Annotated in this window: 7 protein-coding genes and 2 pseudogenes; 2 read left to right on the top strand and 7 right to left on the bottom strand. The window is 72.9% G+C overall.

Going from position 1 to position 12,960, the window contains the following annotated elements:
* Positions 1-42: 42 nt before the first annotated feature.
* Together ACFYT9_RS21220 and ACFYT9_RS21215 are read right to left on the bottom strand one after the other, a co-directional pair.
* Positions 43-477 (bottom strand): annotated as a pseudogene (locus tag ACFYT9_RS21220) (AbfB domain-containing protein); the annotation flags it as partial.
* Positions 478-537: 60 nt separating this feature from the next.
* A pseudogene (locus ACFYT9_RS21215) lies at positions 538-2,874 on the bottom strand (AbfB domain-containing protein); the annotation flags it as partial.
* 325 nt (positions 2,875-3,199) lie between these two features.
* Here ACFYT9_RS21215 and ACFYT9_RS21210 point away from each other — a divergent pair.
* Positions 3,200-4,282 carry a glycoside hydrolase family 43 protein gene (locus ACFYT9_RS21210; protein ID WP_389166050.1) on the top strand — a complete coding sequence of 361 codons (1,083 nt, stop codon included), beginning with the start codon at positions 3,200-3,202 and terminating at the stop codon, positions 4,280-4,282.
* Positions 4,283-4,339: 57 nt separating this feature from the next.
* On the opposite strand, the gene ACFYT9_RS21205 is transcribed toward ACFYT9_RS21210, so the two are convergent.
* The 5 genes from ACFYT9_RS21205 to ACFYT9_RS21185 form a co-directional block, all read right to left on the bottom strand.
* Positions 4,340-5,377 (bottom strand): LacI family DNA-binding transcriptional regulator, encoded by a 1,038-nt coding sequence (locus ACFYT9_RS21205; RefSeq protein WP_389166048.1) that lies wholly within the window; start codon positions 5,375-5,377, stop codon positions 4,340-4,342.
* Positions 5,378-5,471: 94 nt separating this feature from the next.
* On the bottom strand, positions 5,472-7,340 hold the full coding sequence (locus ACFYT9_RS21200; protein WP_389166045.1) for a glycoside hydrolase family 43 protein: 1,869 nt from the start codon (positions 7,338-7,340) through the stop codon (positions 5,472-5,474).
* A gap of 21 nt (positions 7,341-7,361) precedes the next feature.
* Positions 7,362-8,273 carry a carbohydrate ABC transporter permease gene (locus tag ACFYT9_RS21195; RefSeq protein ID WP_389166043.1) on the bottom strand — a complete coding sequence of 304 codons (912 nt, stop codon included), beginning with the start codon at positions 8,271-8,273 and terminating at the stop codon, positions 7,362-7,364.
* A gap of 65 nt (positions 8,274-8,338) precedes the next feature.
* On the bottom strand, positions 8,339-9,298 hold the full coding sequence (locus tag ACFYT9_RS21190) for a carbohydrate ABC transporter permease (protein WP_389166040.1): 960 nt from the start codon (positions 9,296-9,298) through the stop codon (positions 8,339-8,341).
* A 312-nt stretch (positions 9,299-9,610) separates the two neighbouring features.
* A complete protein-coding gene (locus ACFYT9_RS21185) occupies positions 9,611-10,891 on the bottom strand; it encodes an extracellular solute-binding protein (RefSeq protein ID WP_389166037.1) in 1,281 nt (426 codons plus the stop codon).
* A 293-nt stretch (positions 10,892-11,184) separates the two neighbouring features.
* On the opposite strand from ACFYT9_RS21185, the gene ACFYT9_RS21180 reads away from it, so the two are divergent.
* Entirely contained in the window at positions 11,185-12,837 is a 1,653-nt protein-coding gene (locus ACFYT9_RS21180; protein WP_389166034.1) for an endo-1,3-beta-xylanase, read from the top strand.
* Positions 12,838-12,960 lie beyond the last annotated feature (123 nt).

The following is a 12,960-nucleotide window of genomic DNA, read 5'->3' as shown; positions in this document are numbered from 1 at the left end:
GGGCCCCGGTCGCCTCGCGGCGGCCGGGGCCCGGTCGTGCGGTCAGGGTGCCCAGGGCGCCTCCAGGGACCAGCTGCTGTCGGCGGTCAGGGTCTGCGGACGGTCGGCGCCGCCGCCGCCGGCGCCCGAGGCGAGGTACACCGCGGAGTCGAAGTGGCGCAGGAACGAGCCGGGGACGTTCAGCGACTCGAAGGTGACGCCGGTCCCGCCGATCCCCGGCCGGGCGCACCAGGTGGCGTCCTCCCGGAAGAGGGCGCTGCCGTCGGAGGGGGCGTTGCGGACGCGGCTCGCGGCGTGCCGGAGGAACTGGCCGGGGTAGTTCACGGACTCGAAGGAGTAGCACGACGAGTCGGCGAGTCCGCGCCGCACGGTGTAGGTGGCGTCCTGCTTGAGCAGGGCGCCGCTGCCCGCGTTCACGATCTCGGTCCAGGCGAGGCTGTCGGCGTGCCGCAGGTAGCGGTCGGTGTGCCCCCAGGTGGTGACGCGCAGGGAGCGGCGGACGTCGGTGGGGAGGAGGACGGAGCTGCGCCAGAGGGCGGGCCCGTCGGTGCTCCAGGTGGCGTCGGCGGCGAAGGAGGAGGCGGTGTCCCAGGGGTCGGGTCCGCCGCTGCGGGCGAGGTGGACGGCGTCGGCGTAGTGCCGGAGGTAGGAGCCGGGGTAGTTCAGCGACTCGTACGAGGTGCCTCCGGCGGCGAGGCCGGGGCGGGCGCACCAGGTGGCGTCGGCCGCGAAGGTGCCGCCTCCGGCGGCGTCGACGCGGGCCCGGCCGCCGGCGTGGCGGAGGTAGCGGCCCGGGAGGTTGACGGATTCGAAGGAGAGGCAGCGCGGGTCGGCGAGCCCGGGGACGGTGCGGAAGGAGGCGTCCTGGCGGGCGCCGTCGGCGGAGGCGGAGCTGAGGACGTCGGTGCGGGCGAGGGAGTCCGCGTGGCGGAGGTGGCGGGTGGTGTGGCCGGGGGTGGTGACGCGGAAGGAGCGGACGTGGCCGAGGGTGTGGACGGGAGTGGCATTGAGGTTGCGGGAGGCCGCGACGAGGCCGGCGTGGGCGGCGCGGAGCCGTGCGGTGTCGACCTTCTGGACCCTGCGGTCGTAGGTGAGGAGGCCGTTGTACTCGCCCTCGACGTCGGTGATCTCGGTGTAGACGTAGGCGGAGACGCCCTTGGTGGTCATGAGGCGCTGGACGTCGCGGACCATGCCGGTGTAGCGGTCGTCGAGCTGGGCCGCGCTGCCGACCTGCTCGTAGGCGAAGAACCGGCCGTCGGGGCTGTACTCGTGGCCGGGGGTGCGCAGGCCGATGCCGCCGAACTCGCCGAGGACGGAGATCCGGGTGGCGGAGGGGCGTGGCGCGTCGGGTCCGGTGTAGACGTGCCAGTCGATCATGTCGCCGGTGCCGGGGTCGCCCTTGGAGGCGCAGCAGTTGTAGCCGCTGTGGGCGTTCATGAGGCGGCTGGGGTCCTGGTTCTCCAGGGCGGTGGTGATCCGGCGGGTGTCGTCCAGGTTCCATTCGCCCCAGCCCTCGTTGAAGGGGACGTAGGCGACGACGGCCGGGGAGAAGCGGTGTTCGTCGATGATCTCGCGCGCCTCGGTCTCGAACTGCGCGATCTGGGCGGGGGTGCGGGTGGCGTCGAAGGCCTGGGTGGAGGGGATGTCCTGCCAGATGAGGAGACCGAGGCGGTCGGCGTGGTAGTACCAGCGGGCGGGTTCGACCTTGATGTGTTTGCGGACCATGTTGAAGCCGAGGTCCTTGTGCTTGACGAGGTCGGAGGCGAGGGCGGCGTCGGTGGGCGCGGTGTAGAGGCCGTCGGGCCAGAAGCCCTGGTCGAGGGTGCCGATCTGGAAGACGAACTCGCCGTTGAGGGTGGGGCGCAGGACGCCGTCGACGAGCTTGGTGCCCACCTCGCGCATGCCGAAGTAGCTGGTGACGGTGTCGACGGCGGCGCCGGTGGCGTCGCGGAGGGTGACCCGGAGGTCGTACAGGAAGGGGTCGTCCGGGGACCAGAGGCGGGCGTTCGGGACGGGGACGGCGAACTCGGTGAAGCCGCCGGTGGCGGTGGAGACGACCTGGCCGCCGCTCAGGGCCTCGGCGCGGACGGTGTGGCCCGTGGTGGAGCCGCGGGTGAAGACCTTCACCCGGGCGGTGCCGGCGGCGAGGTCGGGGCGGATGTCGACGGAGTAGAACGAGGTGACGGGGGTGGGTTCCAGCCAGACGGACTGCCAGATGCCGCTGGTGGGGGTGTAGAAGATGCCGCTGGGGTCGGTGGTCTGCTTGCCGACCGGCTGCTTCTCGCCGCGGGCGTCGGTGGGGTCGTAGACGCGGACGACGATCTCGTTGGCGGTGCCGGCGCGCAGCTGCGGGGTGATGTCGACCTCGAAGCGGTCGTAGCCGCCCTTGTGGCTGGTGACGCGGGTGCCGTTGACCCAGACGGTGGACTCGAAGTCGACGGCTCCGAAGTGCAGTTGGACGCGTCGGCCGTCCCAGTCCGGCGGGACGGTGAAGGTGCGGCGGTAGAACATCAGGTCCCGGTCGTCGTTGCGCATGATGCCGGAGAGCGCGGACTCGACGGGGTACGGGACGAGGATGCGTTCGGGCAGGGTCCGGCCGAGCGGGGGCGCGGCCTCGCGGTCGACGTCGCCGGCGGCGTCGGTGGGCGGGTTGAGGAACTCCCACTCCCCGTTGAGGGACATCCAGTCGGGCCGCGTCATCTGGGGGCGCGGGTACTCGGGCAGCGGGTTCGTGGTGGACACCTGACCGGTCCACGGGGTGGTCAGGGGCGGCGTCTTGGGGACGACGGCGGCGGTCGCGGCGGCGGTGGCGGCGAGGACGATGCCTCCGGCCGTCATCAGCAGGGCCGCGAGAAAGGCGACGATGCGTCGCATCGAACTCCTCCTGGGCAGGACGGCGCGCGGAGTCCCCCGCACGCCGGGGCCGTGAGGCGGCGACGTCGGGAGGTCCGTGCGGAGTTGGCGAGCGGCTCGTGCAGGGGGCGAGTGCCCCGCGTCTCGGGAGACCGAGGTGCCGGGGAACCTAACACGGAACATGTATCGACGGAATCCCCCGGGGAAGTCCATGGAATCCAACATTTTTCGTCAGCCGGGCAGGGTGAACCCGCCCGGCGTCATTGACATGCCCATTTCACACAGCGATGCTTCCCCACGGGATTACATCGTTGTACAACGCGCCGATCCGCTCACGGGAGCAACCATGAAGCGTGCCCGACGGTGGTCCGGGATGCCCGTCACCCTGGTCCTGACCCTGCTCCTCACCCTGCTCACCGCCGCGATGGCGACCACCGCGGCCACCCCCGCCGCGGCGGAGCAGACACCGCTGCGGGCCGCCGACCCCAGCGTGCTCCGGGTCGGCTCCACGTACATCGCCGTCCAGGCGACGGGCGGCTCGATCGTCGTCCGCCGGGCCGACACCACCGCCGGACTCGCCACCGCCCCCGAACGCACGGTGTGGACCGACACCGGAGGGCTCGGCGAGGTCTGGGCCCCGGAGATCGTCCGTGACGGCGGCCGGTACCACGTCTACTTCACCGCCGGCACGGGCGCCGCGCACCGGATGTACGTCATCAGCTCGGCCGCCCCCGACAGCGGCTACACCGCCGCCACCCGGCTCGCCCTGCCCGATGACAAGTGGGCCATCGACGGCACGCTCTTCACCTTCGGCGGGCAGCGCTGGTTCGTCTGGTCCGGCTGGGCGGGCGACACCGACGTCGAGCAGAACCTCTACATCGCCCGCATGAGCGGCCCCACCACCCCCACCGGTGCCCGGTACGTCATCTCCCAGCCGCGCGAGCCCTGGGAGCGGGTCGTCGGCAACCCGTACATCAACGAGGGGCCCGAACCGATCCGGGACCCCGCCGGGCAGCTGCACATCGTCTACTCCGCCAACGGCAGCTGGAGCGACAGCTACTGCCTGGCCGACCTGCGGCTGCGGGCCGGCGGCGACCCCACCCACGTGTGGGACTGGTACAAGTCCAACGGCTGCCTCTTCGGTTCGCACCGCGACACCATGATGGCCGGCTGGGACCCCACCCTGTCCGTCGACGGCCCCGGCCACCACACCTTCGTCCTGCTCGACGGGGACATCGCCACCAGCCCGCCGGCCGGCCCGAGGTTCCCGCTCATGTTCCACGCCGTGCGCAAGGGCACCCCGTACGCGTGGGAGAACCGCTACTGGCACACCGGCACGTTCTGCTGGTGGGGCGACACCACCTACCGCCGCGCGAACGTCCCCGGGCCGACCTCCGACACCGGGTGGAGCCTGAAGTTCTTCGAGTAGTGCCGCCGTGCGCCGGCCGAGGGCCTGACGCTCCGCGGGCGGTGCCGCGCCGGAGCGTCAGGACGGCGGCGCGGTGCTGCCGCGCACCACGAGACGGGTGGCGAGCTCGACGCGCAGGTTCTCCACCCGCTCTCCGTCGATGATCCTCAGCAGCGTGTGGGCCGCCATGGCCGCCATGTCGAAGAGCGGCTGGCGGACCGTGGTGAGCGGGGGGTGCGTCCAGCGCGCCACCGGGAGGTCGTCGAAGCCGACGACGCCAATGTCCTCCGGGATCCGCAGCCCCCGCCCGCGCAGCTCCTCGTACGCGCCGAGGGCCTGGAGGTCGCTGGCCGCGAAGATCGCGGTGGGCGGCGGCTCCCCCGCCGCCTCCAGCCCGTCGAGCAGCCGAGCGGTCTCGCGGCGCCCCGACACGTCGTTGAACTCCCCGTGCCGCACGAAGCCCTCCGGCACGGGCAGTTCGGCCCCCTCCATCGTGGCCCGGTAGCCGTCGGCACGGGCCCGGCTGCACAACAGCTGCCGGGGCCCGGCGAGATGGGCGATCCGGGTGTGACCGAGGCCGATCAGGTGCTCGGTGGCCGCCACCGCCCCGGCCCAGTTGGTGGCACCGACCGTCGGCACCAGCGCGTCGGCCTGCCCGACCGGGTCGAGGAGGACGAACGGCACGTCCATCGCGGCGAGCCTGCGCCGCTGCTGCTGGGTCAGGTCGGAGACGACGAGGATGGCGCCGTTGCTGCGGCGCGCCGCGAGCTGTTCGATCCATTCGCGGGTGTCGGCGCTGCGCCCGTGGACGGCGGAGAGCACCATGCTCGCGCCGGCCGCGTGCAGCACCTCGTCCACGCCCCGCACGATCTCGACCGACCACAGGCTGTCGAGTTCGTTGAGGACCAGGTCGACGACGCTGCCCCGCCGGCGGGCCGGACGCCGCCGGTAGCCGAGGGCGTCCGCCACCTCCTCGACGCGTTCCTTGGTGTCGGCCGAGATGTCGGTCCGCCCGTTCAGCACCTTGGAGACCGTGGAGACGGAGACCCCTGCCTCGGCCGCGACCATGTGCAGGGTGACCTTGCCGCCCGGGGCGTCGGTCCGCTCCTCCGTCATGCCCTGCCTTCCGCTCGTGGGGTGGGGTGCCCGTCGGCTGTGCCTCCGAAGCCTAACGGGCGGTGCCGCAGGCCCCCGCCGGTGTCCGCACAGGTCACGCCCACTCCCGGTGGACGGGCCGGGTGAAGTCGGCCGGCGCCCGCCCACCGGTGAGGTCCTGGGCGCACAGCCCGGCGAAGGCGCCGGTGAAGCCCCACGCCGTGTAGTGACCAGTCTCGGGATCGCCCCGGGTGGCGCCCTCGTCGGAGAGCGGCGACACGTCCAGGGCCTCCCCGAGCGGCTGCCACCGCGCGTCTCCGGCCCGCTCCACCGCCCTGCCGTCCCGAGCGTCCCGAGCGTCCCGGCCGCCCTGCCGCCAGGAGAACCGGCCCTCGGCGCCCCGGACGGCGAGCCGCAGCTCCACCGGCCCGTCGCCGACCGGCAGGGGCGCGGCGGGCTCGCCGTACCGGCCGTGCTCGCACACGCCGAGCCTGAGCACGCGGCCCAGCTCCTCGTCCCAGGTCAGATGGGCGTAGTGCCAGAGCGTGGTGTTGTAGTAGTGGACCAGCCCGGCCATCGCCAGCGGCGATCGGGGGCGGAAGTCGAGCCGTACGGAAAAGTCGCCGTCGGCGGACTGACGGCGGCGGGCGACGAGGCTCTGCCCGTGTGTGGACCCGAGCGACTGACCGCCGTACAGCCGGACTCCGCCGGGCAGCGGCGCCAGCCACCCGGGATCGGGGTGGCGGCGGAGGGCCGACCACGGCGGCACGAGCCGGGCGGAGTCCGCGGAAACCACCTGCTCCGTTCCGCCGGGCGAGGCCGGGGCGGGGGGCGGGGGTACGAGCACGGCCGGGGCGGGCGCCGGAGACGGGGGCGGGGGTACGGGTGCGAGCGCCGGCGGCGTCGGGCGTGCGGGCGCCGGGGTCGGCGCCGGGGCACGGACGACGGTGCGGGGCAGGGTCTCGCCGCCCGGGACCGGGGTGGCGCCCGCGAGGCGGGGCCAGCCGTCCGGGGTCCACTCCACCCTCTGGAGCGCGGTCTCGCGCCCGAGGACACAGGCGCCGCGGGGGGTCAGCGGGCGGGCGGTCAGGTGGGCGAGGTACCACTCCCCCGAGGGGGTCTCGACGAGGCTGCCGTGGCCCGCCTTCTGGAGCGGGGCCTCGGGGTGGTGCCGGGAGGTGAGGAGGGGGCCGGCGGGGTCGGCTTCGTACGGGCCGGTGAGCGAGCGGGAGCGGGCGACGGTCACGGCGTGGTCCCAGGAGGTGCCGCCCTCGGCGGTGACGAGGTAGTGGTAGCGGCCCCGGCGGTAGAGGTGCGGGCCCTCGGTGTGGGCGAGGGCGGTGCCGGTGAAGACGCGGTGCACGGGGCCGGTGACCGTGCTGCGGGCGCGGTCCCATTCCTGGAGGAGGATCCCCGCGAAGGGGTGGCGGCCCGGCCGGTGGTCCCACTCCATCCACACCGCCCAGCTGCGTCCGTCGCCGTCCGGCCCGTCGTCGTGGAACAGGGAGGGGTCGAAGCCGTGCGAGGGGAAGGGGACCGGGTCGGACCAGGGGCCGGCGAGGGAGGGCGCGGTGGTGACGCGGTTGCGGACGTCCTTGAAGGCGCCGGCGAGGTTGGTGACGTCGCTGTAGACGAGGTGGAACAGGCCGTCGGTGTGGGAGAGGCAGGGCGCCCACACGCCGCCGGAGTCGGGTCGGCCCGCCAGGTCGAGCAGCCGGTCCTCCTGGAGGAGGCCGCCGAGCGGGGTCCAGTGGACGAGGTCGCGGGAGTGGTGGAGGGTCACGCCGGGCGTCCACTCGAAGGTGGAGGTGGCGATGTAGTAGTCGTCGCCGACGCGGAGGATCGACGGGTCGGGGTGGAATCCGGGCAGCACCGGATTGACGAGGACGGGGTCGTCGGGGTCGTCGGGGGTGGTGGGGAGTAGGGGTTCGGGGACAGGACCGGGGAGGGGGACGGGGATGCCGAGGACGGGCCCGGAGGTCATGTGCTCCTGCTTTCGGAAGGGTCAGCCCTTGACGGCGCCGGCCATCACGCCGGAGACGATGCGGCGGGCGAGCACGGTGAAGGCGACGAGGACGGGGAGGGCCGAGACGACGACGCCGGCGAGCATGAGGGTGTAGTCGGTGTAGTAGCCGGCGGCGAGCTGGTTCAGCGCGATCTGGACGGTGCCGTTCTCCGGCGGCAGGGCGATCAGCGGCCAGAAGTAGTCGTTCCAGGCGAACATGAAGGTGAAGAGGCCGAGCACGGTGGCGGTGGTGCGGACGCCGGGGACGACGACGTGCCAGTACGTGCGGAGCAGCCCGGCGCCGTCGACGCGGGCGGCCTCCACCAGCTCGTCGGGGATGTTCTCCTCGACGGCCTGCCGCATCCAGAAGACGCCGACCGCGGAGACCAGCGCGGGCACGATCAGCGCCGACAGCTTCCCGTACATCCCGAGGTCGGTGACGAGGATGTAGAGCGGGATGACGCCCAGCTGGGTCGGCACCATCAGGGTCACGACGACGCAGCCGAGGAGGAAGTCCCGTCCTCGGAAGCGGAGTTTGGCGAAGGCGAAGCCGGCGAGCGAGGACAGCAGCACGTTGGAGACGGCGGTGCTGCCGGCGACGAGGAGGGAGTTCCCCAGCGCCTGCCAGAAGGCGGACAGCTCGAAGACGCGCTGGATGTTCTCGATCAGGTGCCCGCCGGGCACGAGCGACGGGGTCGCGCCGGCGAGGACCGAGTTGTCGTCGTGGGAGGCGACGACGAGGCTCCAGTACAGCGGGAAGACGGAGGCGGCGGTGACGGCGGCCAGGAGCAGGTAGGCGAGCGGGCCGGCCGCGTCGAGACGCCGGACCCGGCGCGGGACCGCACGGAAGGCACCGAACGGTGCGCGGGGTCGGCGCGGGCGGATCCGGGTGGGCGGTGCGGTGGCTGCCATGGGTGTCCTCCGTGACGGGGCGGGCGGAGCGGGGTGGGACGGGAGCGGGCGCGGGCGCGGGCGGTTCAGGGGCGGCGCGGGCGGCGGGCGAGCAGGAGGTTCACGGCCGCCACGACGGCGATGACGAGGAAGAGCACCCAGGAGACGGCGGAGGCGTAGCCGGCGTCGTTGTTGATGAAGCCGTACTTGTAGAGCATCAGCGTCAGCGTCTGGAACTGGTGCTCCGCACCGCCCTCCGCGTTGCCCTGCTGGTCGAAGAGGAAGGGTTCGGCGAAGAGCTGGAGGCCGCCGATGGTGGAGATGACGACGGTGAACAGGAGCGTCGGCCGGATGGCGGGCAGGGTGACCTTGCGGAACGTGAGGAGGCGGGAGGCGCCGTCGATCGCGGCCGATTCGTACAGCTCGCGGGGGACGGCCTGCATGGCGGCGAGGTAGATGAGGGCGTTGTAGCCGGTCCACCGCCACATGACCATGAAGCTGATGGCCAGGTGCGAACTCCAGGTGTCGGCGGTCCAGTCGACGGGGGCGTCGACGATGCCGAGCCCTTGGAGCACCCAGTTGACGACGCCGTAGTCCCGGCCGAAGAGCTGGGAGAAGACCAGGGCGACGGCGACGACGGAGACGTACTGCGGGACGAGGACGAGGGCGCGCCAGACGGTACGGGCCCGCAGGTGGCGGTCGAGCAGCCAGGCGACGCCGAGGGCGGCGAGGAGCTGGGGAACGGTGGAGAGCAGGAAGATGCTGAGGGTGTTGAAGAGGGCGGTGAAGAAGTCGGCGTCGCCGAGCAGCCGCCGGAAGTTCTCCAGCCCCACCCACTCCCCCTGCCCGGCGAGGCGGTCCCAGTCGTGCAGCGAGACCCAGAAGGTCTGGAGGAGGGGGTAGGCGCCGAAGACGGCGAAGAGGAGGAAGAAGGGGGCGACGAAGAGGTACGGGAGCGCGTTCCGCACCGGCCGCCGGGACGGGCGCGAGCGCGGGCGCGGCGCGCCCGGCGGGGCGGTCGGGAGCGGGCGGGTCTGGACCGCCATGGGGGTCTCCGGGGAGGTGGGTGAGGGGGGCGGGGGGGCGGAGTGCGGAAGGCGGAGGAGGAGGGCGGAGAGGGGAGGGCGTACGGGGGGAGGCCAGGTACGTCAGGGGTGCCGGCCCGCCGTGAGCGGCGTGGTGATGCGGCGGGCCGGCGGTCGGGGGCAACCGGCTCTGCCGGCGGGTCGGGGCCGTTCCTGTCGGAGCGGGTCGCTTCAGGGCGGCTCGCGTCGGGGCGGCTCGCGTCCGGGCGGCTCGCTTGGGGGCGGTCGCTTCAGGGCGCTCGCGTCCGGGCGGTTCGCTCGAGAGCGGTGGCGTCAGCGGAGGTTCTTCGCGGCCTCGGCGAGGGCCTTGTCCCAGGCGGCCGCGGGGTCGGCCTTGCCCTGCTCGACGAGCTGGAGGGCGTTGCCGAAGGGGATGCGGACCTGCTGGTCCTTCGTGCCCCGGTAGTTGGGCTTCAGGGACTTGGCCGAGGAGGCGAAGATCTCGCCGGTGGGGGCCTTCGAGAACCAGTCCTGCGTGGCCCCCTTGACGTCGGGGTCCTCCAGCACGGGGACCAGGGAGGGCAGCGCGCCGACCGGACTGGTGAAGATCTTCTTCTGGGAGGCGGCCGAGGTGAGGAAGTCGGCCAACTCAGCGGCCTCCTTCACGTGCTTGCCCTGCTTCGGCACGGTGAGGAAGGAGCCGCCCCAGTTGCCGCCGCCACCCGGGACGGAGGCGATGTCCCAGGTCCCGGCGGCGGACTCGCCGGCGGCGGTCTTGATGAGCCCGGTCATCCAGGCCGGGCAGGTCATCGTCGCCATCCTGCCCAGCTTGATGCCGGTGTTCCACTGCTGGGAGAAGGGCTGGAGGTTGGCGGACTGGCCGGTGGCGGTGGCCCGCGCGGTGGCGGTGAAGAACTCCCTCACCTTGGGGTTGGTGTCGCCGATGTACCGGTCGTCCGCGTCGAAGAAGCCGAACTCGGTCTGGTTCATCATGGCCGTGAAGATGTTGCCCGAACTGTCGAACCACGCCTTGTCCTTCACCTTGGCGCGGAACTTCTCGCCGGTGGCGAAGTAGGCGTCCCAGGTGGGCCAGAGCGCGGAGACGGCGGCGCGGTCGGTGGGCAGCCCGGCCTGTGCGAAGAGGTCCTTGCGGTAGCAGACGGCGAGGCTGCCGACGTCGGTGCCGTAGCCCATGACGAAGTCGGAGGTGCCGAGGGTGGCCTGCTGCCACTTCCAGTCGAGGTACTCGCCCCGGCGTTCGTTCGCCCCGTGGTCGGCGAGGTTGGTGAACTTGTCCTTCACCGCACGGAACTTGGGGAGATAGCCCTCCTCGATGGCGACCACGTCGGCGGCCCCGCTGCCGGAGGCTATCTGGGTCGACAGCTGGTTGTGGTGCTGGTCGAACTGGGAGATGCGCTCCTTGATCACCACGTTCGGGTGGGTCCGCCGGTACTCCTCGATCAGCGGCTTGTAGCCGAAGTCGCTGAAGGTCGCGACGGTGAGCGTGATCGTTCCGTCCGCCGCCCCTCCCCCGCCGCCGCAGGCGGAGAGGGCGACGAGCGAGGCGGTGGCGGCGAGCGCGCCGAGGGTTCTGCGGGCACGGGAACGGCCCATGGTGATCCTCCGGGAAGAGGGCGACGGGTGGGTGCCACCAAGGTCGGGGACGACCGAAAACACTGTCAAGGTTTTCGCGAAAACTTCCGACAAGAGATCTGAGCTTCGCTCACTACAGCTCCTTCAACTGCGATTTCCTCGCGAAACTTTTCGCAGCTTGTCGCCTCTGACCTGCTACGCAGCACGAAAAGTGCGCACGCCGTTGACCCGCCCCCGCCGGGACCCCACCATGCGACCGCCACCGGCTCCCATGCCGCCGGCCCTCTCCCTTCCCCGACTCCGGAGGCCTCCGCATGCCCCGTCCCGCACCTCCGCTCCGGCGCGCCCTCGGCACCGCCGCCGCGGCCGTCGCCGCCCTGCTCGCCTTCACCGCCCTGCCCACCCCCGCCGGCGCCGCCACCTCCGCCGCGGCACCGCCGGGCCTCCCGCCGGCCGGGAAGGTCAGCCTGGTCCTGGGCCAGGACAGCGACACCCTCGGCGACTACCGCCGGGACGTCCTCGGCGACGCGTCCCTCGGCGCCCCCGCGCCCGGGGCGGTGACCCTCTACACCAACCTCGTCCTCGGCGGCTCGCCCGCACCGCTCGCCGGGATGACCGGCCCCGCGAACTGGGGTGCCGGAACGGTGGACTTCGCCCGCACCCTGGCCGACTACCCCACCTCCTCGCTCGCCGTGGGCCTCTACCTCTCCGACGCCACCTCGGGCTGCGGCAACCAGCCGCTGCGCGCGATCATCGGCCGCCAGGACGCCGACGTCACCGCCGGGAACCCGAACCTCATCAGCCAGTACCGGGCCAAGGTCGACGAGATGATCAACCGGTTCAAGGCGTACGACCGGGACGTGCTGCTCCGCATCGGCTACGAGTTCGACGGCCCCTGGAACTGCTACAGCGCGGACTTCTACAAGCAGGCGTTCCGCTACATCAAGGGCAGGATCGACGCCCTCGGCGCCACCCGGATCGCCACGGTCTGGCAGAGCGCGGCCTGGCCCGTGAACACCCACCCGGACCACCCGGAGTGGAACTACGTCGTCACCGACCCGGCCCACCTCGACGACTGGTACCCGGGTGACGCCTACGTGGACTGGGTCGGACTCTCCTCGTTCTACAACTCCCGCTCCGTGAGCACCCAGTGGGGCTGCGGCTCCTTCGACACCGACCCGGTCGGCCTCCAGAACCGCATCCTCGACTTCGCCCGCGCCCACGGCAAGCCCGCGATGGTCGCCGAGGCCGCCCCGCAGGGCGCGCGGACCGGGGCGAAGACCAGCAGCTGCATCTTCCGCAACAGCCCGGCGGCCACCAGCGGGCAGGCCATCTGGGACGGCTGGCACGCGGGCTACTTCGACTGGGTCGACCGCAACAAGGACGTCGTCCGCGCGGCCGCGTACATCAACACGAACTGGGACGCGCAGACGCAGTGGCAGTGCGCGGCGGGCGCCCAGGCCGGCGGCCCCGGCTGCGCCAACGGCAACTGGGGCGACTCCCGGGTCCAGGCCGATCCGACGGTTCTGAGCCGCTTCCTGGCCGAGATCAGGAAGCCGCTGTGGACCAACGGCTCCACGGGTCCGACGCCGACCCCGACCCCGACGCCCACCCCGACCCCGACGGGCACCCCCACGCCCACCCCGACACCGACCCCGACGACCCCGACCCCGACGCCGACGACTCCGGGACCGCAGGGATACACCCAAGGCGTCACCGGCTCCGCCTCGGACGCCACGCTCTGGTTCGCCCCGCAGGGCTTCCAGGCCACGTTCGTCACGGTGCAGTACCGCGTCGACGGCGGCTCACCGCAGAACCACTTCCTCACGTACGACCCCGCCGACCGGCGCTGGGAGCTGTCCCTGCGGGTCCCGGCCGGCGCCACCGTCTCGTACTTCTTCCACTACCAGCCCACGACCCAGACCAGCCAGCTCACCACCCCCTCCTTCACCTGGCGTGCCGTCTGATCCGGCCGTGCCCGGGGGGGGGGGGGGGGCGCCCCGCGCCCCCCCCCCCCCCGGCCGCCCCCCCCCCGGGGCGGGGCGGGGGGGGCGCGGGGGGGGGGGGGGGGGGGGCCGCGCGCCCCCCCG

It is taken from the genome of Streptomyces sp. NPDC004435, from assembly GCF_042873895.1.
Classification (GTDB): domain Bacteria; phylum Actinomycetota; class Actinomycetes; order Streptomycetales; family Streptomycetaceae; genus Streptomyces.
This window is presented reverse-complemented; position numbering and strand designations above follow the sequence as displayed.

Excerpts from the sequence above, each read along its gene's own strand:
- ACFYT9_RS21210 (WP_389166050.1), top strand. The coding sequence starts at position 3,200 with ATGAAGCGTGCCCGACGGTGGTCCGGGATGCCCGTCACCCTGGTCCTG.
- ACFYT9_RS21205 (WP_389166048.1), bottom strand. The coding sequence starts at position 5,377 with ATGACGGAGGAGCGGACCGACGCCCCGGGCGGCAAGGTCACCCTGCAC.
- ACFYT9_RS21200 (WP_389166045.1), bottom strand. The coding sequence starts at position 7,340 with ATGACCTCCGGGCCCGTCCTCGGCATCCCCGTCCCCCTCCCCGGTCCT.
- ACFYT9_RS21195 (WP_389166043.1), bottom strand. The coding sequence starts at position 8,273 with ATGGCAGCCACCGCACCGCCCACCCGGATCCGCCCGCGCCGACCCCGC.
- ACFYT9_RS21190 (WP_389166040.1), bottom strand. The coding sequence starts at position 9,298 with ATGGCGGTCCAGACCCGCCCGCTCCCGACCGCCCCGCCGGGCGCGCCG.
- ACFYT9_RS21185 (WP_389166037.1), bottom strand. The coding sequence starts at position 10,891 with ATGGGCCGTTCCCGTGCCCGCAGAACCCTCGGCGCGCTCGCCGCCACC.
- ACFYT9_RS21180 (WP_389166034.1), top strand. The coding sequence starts at position 11,185 with ATGCCCCGTCCCGCACCTCCGCTCCGGCGCGCCCTCGGCACCGCCGCC.